This window comes from Hyphomonas sp. UBA3601 (assembly GCF_002375605.1).
In the GTDB taxonomy this organism is placed as follows: domain Bacteria; phylum Pseudomonadota; class Alphaproteobacteria; order Caulobacterales; family Hyphomonadaceae; genus Hyphomonas.
Genome location: NZ_DFME01000120.1, coordinates 34,975 through 48,213 on the forward strand (window position 1 = coordinate 34,975; position 13,239 = coordinate 48,213).

The window sequence follows — 13,239 nt, forward strand, 5'->3', positions numbered from 1 at the left end:
GAGCCGATGAAACGGCTGGGCGCGTCGGTCACCGGCGTGGATGCCTCGGAGGCCAACATCAAGACAGCGATGACGCATGCCAGCGAACAAGGCCTCGACATCGACTATCGCGCAGGCACAGCCGAAGGCCTGATTGAAAGCGGAGAGCCCCTTTTCGACATCGTGCTCAATCTGGAAGTTGTCGAACATGTCGCTGACCCGCACCAGTTCCTGAAAGATACGGGCGGTCTCGTGAAGCCGGGCGGCCTGATGATTGTCGCCACACTGAATCGCACCGCCAAGGCGCTGGCGACCGCCGTGATCGGTGCCGAGTACGTGCTGGGCTGGTTGCCGCGCGGCACACATGACTGGTCGAAATTCGTGACGCCGGACGAGGCCGATGCCGGACTCACAGCCGCAGGCCTCGTCACCGAACCGGCCATCGGCGTCTCCTACAATCCGCTGGCCGACAGCTGGAAGCTCTCCGGCGATACCAAGGTGAACTACATGATCGTGGCCCGGAGACCTGCCGAATGACGAAAATACCCACCCCCGAAGATGTGCTGGCCTACTGGATCGGCGATACGCGCCATTCTGCCGAAAACCTGAAGGAAAAGCACAAGCTCTGGTTCGGCAAATCGGGCGAGACCGATGCCGAAATTCGGGATCGGTTCCTGGGCCTGCTGGACGATGCTTCGCACATGCCCTTCGCCGATGATTGGGCGGCCGAGGGCCCGCGCGGACGGTTGGCCGCAATCATTGTGCTTGACCAGTTCAGCCGCAACCTGTTCCGGGGAGACGCTCGCGCATTCCATCAGGACTCACTTGCCCTTCGTATGTGCAAGGACGGCCTCGCGCTGAATGAGCACAAATCCCTCAGCGAAACAGAGCGCGTTTTTCTCTGCCTGCCACTGGAACATTCGGAATCCCTGGAAGACCAGAAACATTGCGTCGAAATGTTCGAAGAACTGGTCGCGGATGCGCGTCCGGAGTTCAAGGATTTCGCGAAAAGCACGCTGGATTATGCCCACCAGCACTTGAAGGTGATTCAGGATTTCGGTCGGTTCCCGCACCGGAACAAGGCGCTTGGGCGTGAGACAACCGCGGAAGAAGCCGAGTGGCTGGCAGAAGGCGGCGGCTTCTAGTCCAGCATTTCCGGCCCGCGCGGGTCCAGGCTCTTGCTGATATCCCGCTGCATGGCGCGGGTCAGCGTGTAGCGCGATGCGACAAGCGCCGCGAGGCCGTACAGGATCACCGGCAACACACAGAATACCAGAAGGAGGCCATGCAGGGCTTCGGGGGAGTTCTCCGCACCCGGCCGGAACCCGGCCACCCGTCCCAGCACGAAATAGCCAACACCGAACGCCAGGCTGCTGCCGATCTTGTAGGCACTTGTCAGGAGGGAATAGTAGATCCCGGCGCGGTTTTCCCCGGTTTTCGCTGCCTGATACTCCACCACATCGGCCGCCATGGAGCGCGCGATAACAACCGGGGCGCTGAAGGCGGCACCATTGACCAGCGCGCCGATCAGAAGCGCCCAGAAACCTCCGCCGAGACGTCCGGCAAGATAGTAGATCACATAGCTCGACATCCCCATGATCACCGCACACAGAAAAGCGGTGTTCTTCTCTGTCCGCGCCGAGAATTTGAGCCAGAAGGGCAACGCTGCAACAGCCGTAGAAAAGAAGATCATCAGCACGACGCTGGACATGGAATCCGACAAGCCAAAGACGTATTCTGCCACGAACAGATAGTTTGACGCCGTAATGGCCACGGCCGTCCCGACCAGCAGCTCCATGGACAGGACGACGCCGAGAAACCTGTTCCCGAGCGCCGCGATCATGGCTTTCAGATCAAACTTGGCTGCTTCGCCCTTGTCGCCGCGCATAGGCTTGTCCGGCACGAAGGTGCAGGCGAGGAAGGCCACGATCGGCAGGGAGATAAGCAGCGCCCAGCCCATGACCTCGACTTGCCCGAACCGGTCCACTTCGACACCAGCTGCAGCGAGGATCGCTGGCACAGCCAGCAAGGCCAGCATCGAAATGATGCTGAGCACTTCTGCCCATGTGAAGAAGCGGGAGCGATCATCATAGTCGGTCGCAATGGCGGGCACCCACGCAGACCGCGCGGTCTGCAACAGGGTGAAACCGACATAGAAGAGCAGCATCCAGACCACGAAATAGCCCGGCCCCGCGCCGCGCTCCGGCATGTAGATGAAATAGGTCGCCAGCCCCAGTATCGGCACGCTCAGCACGATCCAGTGGCGCACACGGCCCCACGGGCTACGGTATCGGTCAACCACGAAGCCCATCACCGGGTCGGTCAGGATGTCCCAGAAGCGGAGCACCATGAACAGGAAGCCGGTCAGCTCCAGGCCCAGGCCAACTTCATTTGCATAGAGCGGTGCAAGATACACGGCCAACGGCAACCCCACCCCCGCCAGCGGGACGCTGAGTGAGGAAAAGGCGAGTACTCTCGGTAGGGACAGGCGCGGGCCACTTGCGTCAGTCATGTGCGCAGCCTGCCCGGTAAAAACGTGACGGCCAAGTCATTTTTTTATTGCCGGAACGGTTGACGTCGCGCCGGTCGGGCCTGACACCGGATAAAAGATGTGCCGGGAGGAAATGGGCCAATGCTGAAGAAAATCTTGTTCGGGGTCGTCGCGCTCATTGTGCTTCTGGTGGCGGTGATCCTGTTCCGCACATTCACATATGGCGGCGCGGCGACGGGCGAACGCGTAGAGCTTCCCCCTGTGCCCGAAGTCTCCGCAGATCGCGCCGCAAGCCATCTGAGCGAAGCCATCCAGTTCCGCACGATCACGGTCGCTTCCGGCGACCCGCGCGTCGGTCAGGAAGGCCCGTGGCTGGAATTGCATGACTGGTTGGAGACGACCTATCCCGCCGCGCACGCCGCCATGAACCGTGAACTCGTGCCCGGTACCCTGTCCCTGCTCTACACATGGGAAGGATCAGATCCCTCGCTCGACCCGTTGCTGCTGATGGCCCACCAGGACGTCGTACCGGTGAACATCGGCACTGAGGACGACTGGACCGGCGCGCCCTTCGCAGGCGAGATCGTCGACGGCTATGTCTACGGTCGCGGCGCGCTTGACGACAAGGGCAGCCTCGTCGCCCTGATGGAAGCGGCTGACGCGCTCGCCGCAAACGGGTTCCAGCCCAAGCGCACCGTCCTCATCATGTTTGGCCATGACGAGGAAGTGCTCGGCAATGGTGCCGAGGCTGGTATCGCCCTGCTGAAATCACGCGGCATCTCGCCGGTCATGGCACTGGACGAAGGCTTTGCGATTATTGACCCTTCCCCGCTGACCGGAAAGCCAATGGCCTATATCGGCGTCTCCGAGAAAGGCTATCTGACGCTCACCCTGACCGCGCTGGCCGAGGGCGGGCATTCATCCACACCGCCACGCGACTCTGCTGCGGTCCGTCTCGCCCGCGCCATTGTTGCGCTGGATGAGAATCAGATGCCAGCCGACTTTTCCAAACCTCCGGTGTCTGATCTTTTCCGCGTCTCCGCCCCGGACCTGCCCTTCATGCAGAAGATGGCCTTTGCCAATCTCTGGCTGTTCGCAGGCAGCGTGGATTCCGCCATGGCCGATATCCCGGCCGGCAATGCCATGATCCGCACGACCACGGCGCCCACCATGCTGGCCGGCTCCGCCAAGGAAAATGTTCTGGCCCAGCGCGCCATGGCGACCGTGAATTTCCGTGTGCACCCGAACAATACGGTCGAGGACGTGATCAAACACGTGAAAGACGTCACGTCTGACATCAAGGGGATTGAGGTGACGGTCTCCGACGGCGGCATCAGCGGCAGCGAAGCATCGCCAGTCTCGCCTACCGACAACAAGGCCTATGCCGTGCTCGCCAGCGTAGCCGAAGCGCAAGGCGGCGGCGCCGCAGTTGCACCCGGCCTGGTGCTGGGTGCCACGGATGCCCGCTATGCCAGCGCCATCACCGACAGCGTCTACCGCTTCGCGCCGTCCGTGCTGAACCCGACCGACCTTTCAGGCTTTCACGGCACCAATGAACGTCTCGCGGTTGAGAACATGAAACGTCTGTCGGAAGGCTATGCCCAGATCATTGTGGCAATGGATAGTGGGGACTAAAAAACGTTTGATGCCCCCCGCCCACCCGGGTCCCTCGGGGGGCACCAAACTCCCCTCCCACCGTCATGCAGCCACGGGGACTGCAGGACGGTAAGCTTCAGCATCTGATGTGAACTCGGCATGGCCGTAGCGTTTCAGCAACTTGCGGATACGCGCCGTCAGTCGCCGATCCGCAATGCCGCGTAATCCGGGCACGGAAAGGGCAAACCGGTACAGTGCCATCTTGGCCGAGATGTAAGGGAACAGGCCCATCGCCACCGCATAGTCCAGCGGCCCGACTGGCACGCCGATCTCACGCGCTTTCTGGCTGTCACCGCCAAGAAAGTGTTTCACCAGGACCAGCCGCGCGAGCCGCTTTTCCAGTGCGTTGAACAAGCGGTGACCGAGCTTGCGGTCTGGTGGCAAATACGCCTCCAGCGTGGCGCGCACCAGTGTGCCACAAGTCTCGTCGTCAAAGCCCTGGCGGATGGACGCGCCCCGGGCATTCATGATGTCAACAATGCCCTGCGGCGTGTCCATCAGCAAATCTTCCGGCAGGCCGAGCAGGTAACAGCGATAGCGGCTGAACTCAACACGGGCGCGCTCATCCGCAGTGAACTCGGTACGCCCCTCATCCAACATCTGGTAGGCGAGCAGGAACACATCGATCAGGCCAGCTGGCATCTGGTCGACTTGTGGCACCGGAATGCCGTACACGGACACGTCCCAGCTTTTCATCTTGCGCAGGATGTTGAACCGGACCATGGAATGCATCAGCCGCACCATGGCAGCGGCCTTGAAGCCCTCGCCACGCGGCTCCAGCGCACCGGGCAGCGTGGTCACCGTAAAGAAAGTCGCCGTCTCGTTGACGCGGCGCGCAGATGTCGAATATCCGAGCGTGCCCGTAATCGCCATGGGCAGCGCGGTATACTTGTTCATGAAGGTTGCAAGGAACGCCCCCCGGATCATCCACGGGGACGTCACCGCCATGGGGAGACGGTTCAGCGCCGCGCCCTTCCGCACCATGTCCATGTCCAGCCAGTCCGGCCTGGTTTCCATTTCCGTGATCAGGGCCACCAGTTCCGGCGGCGCATCGGGCACAGCTTCCAGCCCCTCATCGCAGGCCGTCGTCAACATATCCACGAGCCGCCTGAAACCATACTCACCCATCAGGGCCGCATAGGCATCAGCCGTCACATCCCCCAACATCGTATAGGCCTTGACCCGCGCAACCATATCCGCTGGAGGCGGCGCCATATTGTGCAGCGATGGCGGTAGTGAACTTTCCGCTACATCCTGAGTGTAGCGTTCTGGTGTCTGCGTGAAATCGACATCGCCATACATTTGAGGCAAGGCTGATTTCTGCAGCTCAATCCGGTCGTGAACCTGCGCGAGCGAGGGATGCATTCAGACGCCTCCTGTAGTGTTCTTGGCAGTCGCCGCCCTATAATGTAAGCAAAGCTCAGATATTCCACTCGCATCAGGATGTACGCAGGGTCAAGCAAATCGGAATGCACAAGTGACTGAAAAAAATAGAAGAAAACCAAGGCAAGCCCGAGCTCAGGCAACGGTGGAAGCCATTCTGGAAGCAACGTTTCAGCTTTTGGAATCGGATGGTCTCACAAATTTAACCACAAACCACATCGCTGAGCGCGCTGGCGTCAGTATTGGCACGCTCTACCAGTATTTTGCCGACCGGGAAGCCATCCTCTTTGCGCTCAGTCAGCGCCAAAGCGACAATGTCCGCAAAATGATCACGAAGATTGTTCTGGATTCCCCTGAGACATCACCCGTACGTGCTGTCATCCGGGCACTGATGCATGGCCCCACAGGTTCGCCTCAAACACGGCTCATCCTCTCAGACGTCCTGTTTCGCTCTGGCGGCAGCGATGTCATGAGCCGCCAGCATTTTGCCTTCCTTGAATCCATCAGTGGACAGCAAAGTTTCGACTTTCCCCACGGCCGGGAAGCGGCTTTCATCCTGACACACACTGTCGTGCAATTGCTGAGAGCGGCTGCCGCAGAACCGGAATTGGAACTCGATGCGGACATTCTGGAAGATGAACTCGTCCATCTGGTGGAAAGCTATATCGAAAGCCTGATGACACGCACCACTGCGCGGTCAGCTTAGCCGCTATTGAAATGGCCCCAAATGCGTTCGGCCAAAGCTTCGTTGACGCCGTCCACTTCCATCAAGTCGGCAACCTTCGCGCGCGAGACGCCCTTGGCCGATCCGAAATGGTGAAGCAGAGCCTTCTTCCGCGTCGGACCGACCCCTTCGATCTCGTCCAAGGGTGAGGTCTTGATTGCAGCAGAGCGTTTTGCCCGGTGCGCGCCAATCGCCCAGCGATGGGCCTCGTCGCGCAGGCGCTGAAGGTAATAGAGCACTGGGGCGGTTTCCGGCAGCTTGAAGGGCGCGCGGCCCGGCCGGAAGAATTGCTCCCGTCCGGCATTCCGGTCCACGCCCTTGGCGATGGAGACAAGGTTTACATCTTCCGGGGTCACACCAATTCCGGCCAACGCCTCGATCACGGCGTTCAATTGTCCCAACCCGCCATCAATCAGAACAAGGTCTGGCCAGTTTGTGCCATTGCCCTCTTCGCGCTCTTTCAGGGCGCGGGAAAACCGCCGTCGCATCACCTCGCGCATCATGCCGTAATCATCGCCCGGCTCGATGCTCGTATCCTTGATATTGAACTTGCGAAACGCGTTCTTGATGAAGCCTTCCGGACCGGCGACCACCATTCCGCCCACGGCGTTTGTACCCTGAATGTGAGAATTGTCGTAGATCTCGATACGCTCCGGAGGAGTCTCCAGCTCGAACACTTTCGCCACTTCGGCCAGCAGGCGCGTCTGGCTGGCCGTCTCGGCCAGCTTGCGCGACAGGGCTTCCCCTGCATTGCGCGCGGCCTGGGTGACAAGGTCCTTCTTGCTGCCCCGTTCGGGACGACGCACTTCCACCTTGCGCCCGGCTTTCAGCTCAAGCGCGTCAGCGATCAGTTCGGCCTGGTCCGGTAATTTGTTCACAAGGATCAGCTTTGGCGGCGGGCGCTTGTCATAGAATTGCACGAGGAAGGCCGACAGCACTTCTTCCGGTGTCTGCTCGCGCTCATGGCGTGGATAGTGCGCGGTCGCCCCCCAGTTCTGTCCCGCCCGGATGAAGAAGACCTGCACACAGGAGACCCCGCCATCCATCTCGATGGCGAACACATCTGCCTCTTCGATGTCTTCCGGGTTCACATCCTGACTGGCACGCACATGGGCCAGCGCCCGGATCCGGTCGCGCAGCCGCGCCGCACGTTCAAATTCCATGTCATCTGCCGCCGCTTCCATATCGGCGGCGAGGCGCTTTTGCAGGTCGGCCCCCTTTCCGCGCAGGAAGTCTGCCGCCTGATCGGCAAGGGCCTGATAGTCCTCGGTCTCGATCAGTCCGACGCAGGGCGCCGCACAGCGCTTGATCTGGTGCAACATGCAGGGCCGCGTGCGCACACTGTAGACACTGTCCTCACAGGTGCGCAGCAGGAAGGCTTTCTGCAATGTGTCCAGCGTCCGCATGACAGACCCGGCACTGGCGAACGGACCGAAATAGTCGCCCTGATCCATCTTGGACCCGCGATACTTCTTGATCTGGGGCGCTTCATGGTCCCGGCGGATCAGGATGTAGGGAAACGATTTGTCGTCACGCAGCAATACGTTGAAACGCGGCTTAAGGCTCTTGATGAGACTCGCTTCCAGCAGCAGCGCTTCGGTCTCCGTCTCGGTGACCACGAACTCCATCCGCTTGGTCATGGAGATCATGCGGGCGATCCGCTGGGTATGCCCGCCGAGCCGCGCATAGTTCGAGACCCGCGCCTTCAGGTCGCGCGCCTTGCCCACATACAGGACATCGTCATGTTCACCGAACATGCGATAGACGCCCGGCTTTGCAGGCAGTCGTTTGAGATTGTCCTTGATGACGTCAATGCCCCGTAGGGACGCTGCGCCGGAATCAGTCGGGTTCATGCCTCAACAGATAGTCCGGCTTGGCCGGGGATGCGAGCCTCAGAAGAAGTTGATTACATCCTGAACGTCAAACCGGGAATCAATCATCCATCCCGCACCGAAGCTGAACAGCATCACCAGGACGATCGACGAGACGAAGGATCGCCCCCGTGCCGGGTCGGCCTTGCGACGCCCTGCCCGCACCAGGATCAGCATGAACAATATCAGAATGAACACGACCATGAAGAACAGCTTCTCCATGTCGTCGAGACGATCTACCCAACGTGAGAATTCGAGATAGGCCTCATTGGCCACTTCGGCGACCTTGTCCAGAACCCGATTCAACAGGTCCCTACTCGATGAAATGCTCATGGCTCCGTATCACTGATCCCTTTCCGGGACCGCCTTTCGACTGGGTTGCATAATCCTGCATCATGCCAAAACAAGGCTAATAGTCTGGCCCAAGCGCGCAGGTGATTTTTGGGAATGTTGTTAAGGCCTCAGAAAGGCTTTGAGGCTGGCCCTTGAGGCCCGTGCGTCAGAATTACCCTCGCCCTCCCCTTGCGGGCCGGGGCCCTCAGGATTAAGCGAAGGCAAACGCCGCCGCGCGTGACACTTCACGGGAAAACCTCATGTCCGACACCTTCCACTTCTCCGATGCCCTCGACCGCGTAAAGCCATCTGCCACCATCGCCGTCACCACCAAGGCCAATGAGCTGAAACGGGCCGGACATGACGTGATTGGTCTTGGCGCGGGCGAGCCGGACTTTGACACGCCGGACAATATCAAGGACGCCGCCATCCAGGCGATTCGCGATGGCAAGACCAAATACACGCCCGCAGATGGCATCCCGGAGCTGAAGGAGGCGATCTGCGCCAAGTTCCAGCGCGAGAACGACCTCACCTACACGCCCAGCCAGATCCACATTGCGCCGGGTGGCAAGCCGGTCATCTACAATGCCTTCCTCGCCACCCTGAACCCCGGCGACGAAGTCATCATCCCGGCCCCCTATTGGGTGTCGTATCCAGACATGGTCCTGCTCGCCAGCGGCACGCCCGTCGCCATCGAATGCGGCCCGAATGCCCAGTACAAACTGACACCCGAAGCCCTCGAGGCCGCCATCACCCCGAACACCAAGTGGCTGCTCCTGAACTCGCCATCCAACCCGACCGGCGCCGCCTATACCGAGGCTGAGCTGCGCGGGCTCGCCGACGTCCTGCTGCGCCATCCGCATGTCTGGGTTCTGACCGACGACATGTACGAACACCTCGTCTATGACGACTTCAAATACTTCACGATCGCCCAGGTCGAGCCCGCCCTGTACGAGCGCACGCTCACCGTAAATGGCGTCTCCAAAGCCTATGCCATGACCGGCTGGCGCATCGGCTATGCGGGCGGCCCGGAAAAATTGATCACCGCCATGCGCAAGGTGATCAGCCAGACCACATCCAATCCCTGCTCGATCAGCCAGTGGGCCGCCGTCGAAGCGCTGAACGGCCCACAGGATTTCCTGCCCACACGCCGCGCCGTCTACCAGCAGCGCCGCGATATGGTGGTCGCCGGCCTCAACGCCGCCGAAGGAATCACCTGCCCCACGCCGGAAGGCGCCTTCTATGTCTATCCGTCCTGCGCGGGCGTCATCGGCAAGACCAGCCCGTCCGGCAAGGTGATTGAAAGCGACAAGGATTTCGCTGCCGAATTGCTGGAGCAGGAAAAGGTGGCCATCGTCTTCGGCGAGGCGTTCGGCCTGTCCCCGGCCTTCCGCGTGTCTTATGCCACCTCAACCGAGGCGCTGCAGGAAGCCCTCACGCGCATCCAGCGTTTCTGCGCAAATCTGACATAGGAAACTGCTATAGAACAATCCTATATCCGGCCTTCCCCCTATTGATTGGCATGGAACGATCGGGGCTCTTACGTCTTTGATAAGAGAGACAAAGGAGTTACCCCCATGCCTGTAGATATCGGTTTGAACGACGAAGCCCGTAATACGTCCGCTGACGCCCTGCGCGTTTTGCTGGCGGAGACTTATGCACTCTATTCCAAGACCCACGGATATCACTGGAATGTCACCGGTCCGCGCTTCAACAGCCTGCACACCATGTTCGAGACACAGTATAACGAACTCTGGATGGCGCTGGATGAGATTGCCGAACGCATCCGCGCGCTGGGCCATTTCGCCCCGACATCACCCGCAGAAATGGTAGAGCCAGCCACGATCAAGCCCGACAATGGCATTCCGGACGCCGACACGATGGTCGAGAATCTGGTCAAAGGGCATGAAGCCGTCAGCCGCGCTGGCAAGGCAGGCCTGAAAATTGCCGAAGACAATGGCGACGCGGTGACCGCAGACCTGATGACTCAGCGCGCGGCGATCGCAGAAAAAACAGCCTGGATGCTGCGCGCGAACCTCTGATCCGCCCGCCAATACTGGATTGGCGCATCCTGCATATTGCACTGCACAACACTTGCCGTGCCTCATGGGCTTGACCGCGCCCATGAGGCGCGGCAATCTTGCATTCAGTTAATGAAAAAGCGGCCGTTAGAGCCTTGGATTCAAGGCAAAAAAAGGCCCGGCAGCGAATGAACGCGCCGGGCTGTAAGTATCGGGCCCCGTAGGGGGGAGGAAACGCCCAATCGGAGGAATGATTGGGTTAATGCCCGAGGCCCTTGGCATGCGTGGTAGATAACCTCTCCCCCGATGATTACAACCAACATGACAGCAAAGCTTTCATGCACTTATGCATGGATGTCGCATTTCTGACTAATTCTGACGCATAGCCGGACGGCGCAGGATCTCGGTCTCTGCGGTGATGAAGTCCCGGAAGGCCGACACGCGCTTCGAGCGGCGCAGATCGCTCGGATAGATAAAGTAGAGATCGAAGATCGGGCCGACCGTCTCCGGCAACACTTTCACAAGCCGCGGCATGGTCCCGGCCATATAGTCCGGCACGTCGGCAATCCCCAGCCCGGCATCCACGGCCCGCAACATGGCGAACACATTGTTCACCTTCAGTGCGGCCTGGCGCGGCGGGCTGTCATCCCGGCCCACACGGCAGGCAAAGCTCATCACATCCAGCATCGAGCTTTCATCGCCATAGGCAATGATCCGGTGATTATCGAGGTCCTGCGGCGTGCGTGGCATGCCATAGGCTTTGAGATATTCCGGCGAGGCATAGAGATTGGTCGCCACCGTGCCCAGCTTGCGCTGGATCAGGTCCGCCTTGTCCGCCGCCCACAGGCGGATGGCGCATTCGGCCTCCAGCTTCAGCAGGTCATATTCGCGGCTGTCATCAAGGCGCAGGTCGAGATTCATGTCCGGATGCTTGCGGGCAAACCCGCCCAGGCGCGGCACCAGCCAGGTCGAGCCGAACGCCACCGGCGCCGCCACGATCAATTCGCCCTGTGGGGTCTCCTGCTGGTCCTTCAGCAAGGCATTGGCCGATTGCGCTGCTGTCGCCATTTCCATGGTTGAGCGGAACAGCGTGTGGCCGCTATCGGTCAGCACCAGGCCGCGCGCATGCCGCTGGAACAGGGAGACGCCCAGCGCCTCTTCCAGCGCCGCAATCTGACGTGAGACAGCCGACTGCGAAATGCCCAGCCGTTCACCCGCAGACGTCAGGCTGCCTGCTTCGGCTGCCGCGTGGAAAGATTTCAATTTGCCCCAATCCATGGGGAGCGTTTGTGACGCCTAAATGACCCCACGGCAAGCAGAGAATGCGGGCGGCCGCAGCGGCGCTGCCTATAGGATGGATTGAGCAAAGCGATACCCGCCAGATGGTGAACGCCTTTGAGGTTTCTGATGGAGAGGCAATTGCATTGGGCAATTCTGCATACAAAAATCACCACTGCAAAATAGAGGACTCAGGGACATATCCTGCGACCAGGGACTTGAATCTGATGTTTGGGGACACCGCCTCAAGTTCAGGAAACACGGACTTGGCAACGCAAATCTGGTAGCGCTCCCGATCAGGCCGGAACAGAAGCTGACCTTTCGTCACCTCTGGCCGAAGATGCATACTCTTGAACTTACTGAGAAAAAAATAGCCATTGCCGAGCTTCTCAATACTGTAAGACGAACGCTCCAGATCAATCGCATCCAGAACAACTGTAACGTCCATCGCCGTCAGTTGCGGCGCTATATCATTCAGCAAGGCCTCATCATATGTGGCCTCACGAACACTTAACTGATCTTCGAAAAGGCTCAGAAGCTTCCGGGTGCCCTCCGGGCGGGCAAGCAGGCAACTCCTTAACCTCGCAATGGTAATTGGATCGTTCCGGAAATACTCGTCGGCCTCTTCCTGCGTATCGAAAAATTCGGCGTCCAAGCTAAGGACAAGCGACGCCTCCTTTAAACTCTCAAAACCCTTTCCCGGACTTGGCCATTGCGGGTGTAATGGATCAACACCTGTGGGCGTCACCGCGTTCAGAAAGCACTCTTCCGTCATGGGGTGAAGCCAACAGAAATCAGCTTCATCTTCCGTTGCCAGATTGTCCGGCACGAAAATTGTGACAGCTACCCTGTTAAGCGCGGCAGGGTGGGTCCGCCAGACCGGCATATCTCGCACGAGATCCTGGACCACGCCCGGTAATTTATCGAAATGCACCATGCGCGACATGTCGGAATCACTCATGGGGTGCGGATCGCTGGGATCGGGAATGGGATCTCTCATATATCACAGACCTTTCTTCTTTTGTGCATCACCGCTCTCTGCCTGCTTCAGAGAAACTTCTCCCTCGGCAACCTCTATGCAGTAATCATTCGTACTGCTGGAGGATGTGAACTTCAAGCCTGACAATTGCGCCTGAGCTGGCCAAGCAGGAGAGACACCCGAACTTAAATCCCTATCCGTCTGATAGCCCCTTCCCCCATACTTCCCGCATGGATGCGCAGACCGACATTCTCAAACGCGGGCTGGAACACGCCGCCCTTGCCGTGATGGATGCGTCGGCACTGGCGAACCTGCATCTGGGGCCGAAGCGGATCGGACGCGGCCTGGCGCAGCGCGTCTCCGGCCGGCTCCGCATTCTTGAGACAATCGTCCGTCGGCTGATCCTCCTGATGGCGCTCGGCCTGCAGCTGGCCCCGACGCCGCCGCGCCCGGCTCCCGCCAATCCCGCGCCAGAGCCCGACCTGCCCGAAGGCGTCGAACTGGCCATCTTCCCGCGCCTCTCC

At 59.9% G+C, this 13,239-nt stretch carries 12 protein-coding genes and 1 pseudogene; 7 read left to right on the plus strand and 6 right to left on the minus strand.

Annotated features, from left to right (window positions below; genetic code table 11):
- Together ubiG and B4F73_RS12950 are read left to right on the plus strand one after the other, a co-directional pair.
- On the plus strand, positions 1–516 hold a 516-nt coding region (gene ubiG / locus B4F73_RS12945), incomplete at its 5' end, for a bifunctional 2-polyprenyl-6-hydroxyphenol methylase/3-demethylubiquinol 3-O-methyltransferase UbiG (RefSeq protein WP_290483467.1).
- Positions 513–1,124 (plus strand): DUF924 family protein, encoded by a 612-nt coding sequence (locus B4F73_RS12950; RefSeq protein WP_290481281.1) that lies wholly within the window; start codon positions 513–515, stop codon positions 1,122–1,124. The genes ubiG and B4F73_RS12950, both read left to right, overlap by 4 nt.
- Here the strand turns inward: B4F73_RS12950 and B4F73_RS12955 are convergent.
- Complete coding sequence (locus B4F73_RS12955; RefSeq protein WP_290483468.1) at positions 1,121–2,491, minus strand: MFS transporter; 1,371 nt, start codon at positions 2,489–2,491, stop codon at positions 1,121–1,123. The genes B4F73_RS12950 and B4F73_RS12955 overlap by 4 nt on opposite strands.
- A 120-nt stretch (positions 2,492–2,611) precedes the next feature.
- Here B4F73_RS12955 and B4F73_RS12960 point away from each other — a divergent pair, with 120 nt between their 5' ends.
- Positions 2,612–4,105 (plus strand): M20 family peptidase, encoded by a 1,494-nt coding sequence (locus B4F73_RS12960; RefSeq protein WP_206992422.1) that lies wholly within the window; start codon positions 2,612–2,614, stop codon positions 4,103–4,105.
- Between the two features lie 63 nt (positions 4,106–4,168).
- Here the strand turns inward: B4F73_RS12960 and B4F73_RS12965 are convergent, their stop codons facing one another.
- Positions 4,169–5,491 carry an oxygenase MpaB family protein gene (locus B4F73_RS12965; RefSeq protein ID WP_290481279.1) on the minus strand — a complete coding sequence of 441 codons (1,323 nt, stop codon included), beginning with the start codon at positions 5,489–5,491 and terminating at the stop codon, positions 4,169–4,171.
- Positions 5,492–5,654: 163 nt separating this feature from the next.
- On the opposite strand from B4F73_RS12965, the gene B4F73_RS12970 reads away from it, so the two are divergent.
- Entirely contained in the window at positions 5,655–6,215 is a 561-nt protein-coding gene (locus tag B4F73_RS12970; protein WP_290478553.1) for a TetR/AcrR family transcriptional regulator, read from the plus strand.
- Here B4F73_RS12970 and uvrC read toward each other — a convergent pair.
- Complete coding sequence (uvrC, locus tag B4F73_RS12975) at positions 6,212–8,086, minus strand: excinuclease ABC subunit UvrC (protein WP_290483469.1); 1,875 nt, start codon at positions 8,084–8,086, stop codon at positions 6,212–6,214. The two genes, B4F73_RS12970 and uvrC, sit on opposite strands and share 4 nt — an antisense overlap.
- Positions 8,087–8,125: 39 nt before the next feature.
- Entirely contained in the window at positions 8,126–8,437 is a 312-nt protein-coding gene (locus B4F73_RS12980; protein WP_290483470.1) for a hypothetical protein, read from the minus strand.
- Positions 8,438–8,697: 260 nt separating this feature from the next.
- On the opposite strand from B4F73_RS12980, the gene B4F73_RS12985 reads away from it, so the two are divergent.
- Positions 8,698–9,909 (plus strand): pyridoxal phosphate-dependent aminotransferase, encoded by a 1,212-nt coding sequence (locus tag B4F73_RS12985; protein ID WP_290483471.1) that lies wholly within the window; start codon positions 8,698–8,700, stop codon positions 9,907–9,909.
- Between the two features lie 105 nt (positions 9,910–10,014).
- Positions 10,015–10,479, plus strand: coding sequence for a Dps family protein (locus B4F73_RS12990; protein ID WP_034812667.1), 465 nt, complete (start codon positions 10,015–10,017; stop codon positions 10,477–10,479).
- A gap of 348 nt (positions 10,480–10,827) precedes the next feature.
- Here the strand turns inward: B4F73_RS12990 and B4F73_RS12995 are convergent, their stop codons facing one another.
- Together B4F73_RS12995 and B4F73_RS13000 are read right to left on the minus strand one after the other, a co-directional pair.
- The gene (locus B4F73_RS12995; RefSeq protein WP_290480612.1) at positions 10,828–11,721 is read right to left on the minus strand and encodes a LysR family transcriptional regulator; all 894 of its coding nucleotides are present in this window, start codon (positions 11,719–11,721) and stop codon (positions 10,828–10,830) included.
- Positions 11,722–11,905: 184 nt separating this feature from the next.
- The gene (locus B4F73_RS13000) at positions 11,906–12,697 is read right to left on the minus strand and encodes a hypothetical protein (protein WP_290478556.1); all 792 of its coding nucleotides are present in this window, start codon (positions 12,695–12,697) and stop codon (positions 11,906–11,908) included.
- A gap of 248 nt (positions 12,698–12,945) precedes the next feature.
- Between B4F73_RS13000 and B4F73_RS13005 the strand changes: the two are divergent.
- Positions 12,946–13,239, plus strand: a pseudogene (locus B4F73_RS13005) (hypothetical protein); the annotation flags it as partial.

Excerpts from the sequence above, each read along its gene's own strand:
- B4F73_RS12955 (WP_290483468.1), bottom strand. The coding sequence starts at position 2,491 with ATGACTGACGCAAGTGGCCCGCGCCTGTCCCTACCGAGAGTACTCGCC.
- B4F73_RS12980 (WP_290483470.1), bottom strand. The coding sequence starts at position 8,437 with ATGAGCATTTCATCGAGTAGGGACCTGTTGAATCGGGTTCTGGACAAG.
- B4F73_RS12965 (WP_290481279.1), bottom strand. The coding sequence starts at position 5,491 with ATGCATCCCTCGCTCGCGCAGGTTCACGACCGGATTGAGCTGCAGAAA.
- uvrC (WP_290483469.1), bottom strand. The coding sequence starts at position 8,086 with ATGAACCCGACTGATTCCGGCGCAGCGTCCCTACGGGGCATTGACGTC.
- B4F73_RS13000 (WP_290478556.1), bottom strand. The coding sequence starts at position 12,697 with ATGAGTGATTCCGACATGTCGCGCATGGTGCATTTCGATAAATTACCG.
- B4F73_RS12985 (WP_290483471.1), top strand. The coding sequence starts at position 8,698 with ATGTCCGACACCTTCCACTTCTCCGATGCCCTCGACCGCGTAAAGCCA.
- B4F73_RS12990 (WP_034812667.1), top strand. The coding sequence starts at position 10,015 with ATGCCTGTAGATATCGGTTTGAACGACGAAGCCCGTAATACGTCCGCT.
- B4F73_RS12960 (WP_206992422.1), top strand. The coding sequence starts at position 2,612 with ATGCTGAAGAAAATCTTGTTCGGGGTCGTCGCGCTCATTGTGCTTCTG.
- B4F73_RS12950 (WP_290481281.1), top strand. The coding sequence starts at position 513 with ATGACGAAAATACCCACCCCCGAAGATGTGCTGGCCTACTGGATCGGC.